Here is a 576-nt window from a genome sequence, read left to right on the forward strand (position 1 = left end):
GCGCCAGGTCCTTCATGCCGAGGTCCTGCGCGTCCTTGATGTTCGGCACGAGCAGGCCGCGCGGGGTCGCGGCGGCGATGCCGAGGTTCACGTAGTGGCGCACGGCGATCTCGGCGCCGGCTTCGGTCTCGATCCAGGCCGCGTTCACCATCGGCGTGCGGCGTGCGGCCCAGATCACGGCGCGGGCCATGATCAGCAGCGGCGAGACGCGGATGTCGGCGTAGTCGGGCGAAGCCTTGAGGCGCTTGACGAGCTCCATCGTGCGGGTGGCGTCGATCTCCTTCCACACGGTCACGTGCGGGGCCGAGTACGCGCTCTGCACCATCGCCGAAGACGTGGCCTTGCGCACACCCTTGACCGGGATCGACTCGGTGCGGTCGTCGCCGGCAGCCGAAGGCTGGGTCGGAGTGAGCCCTCGCGCGAGCCCAGCCGGAGCAGGCTGAGGTGCGGGCACGGTCTCCTCGCGCACGGTTCCCCACTCGGGAGTCTCGATGTTGCGGAAGACACTGGCCTGCGAGGCGTGCTTCATGACGTCGTCTCTCGTGACCTCGCCGCGACCGGCGCCGACGGCGAGGT

General features: G+C 70.1%; 1 protein-coding gene. It reads right to left on the reverse strand.

What is annotated here, in order from left to right; genetic code table 11:
* Positions 1 to 576: 2-oxo acid dehydrogenase subunit E2 (locus KZA10_RS17170; RefSeq protein ID WP_218683507.1), on the reverse strand; the 576-nt coding region annotated here is incomplete at both ends.

Source organism: Microbacterium sp. BF1 (genome assembly GCF_019279095.1).
In the GTDB taxonomy this organism is placed as follows: domain Bacteria; phylum Actinomycetota; class Actinomycetes; order Actinomycetales; family Microbacteriaceae; genus Microbacterium; species Microbacterium maritypicum.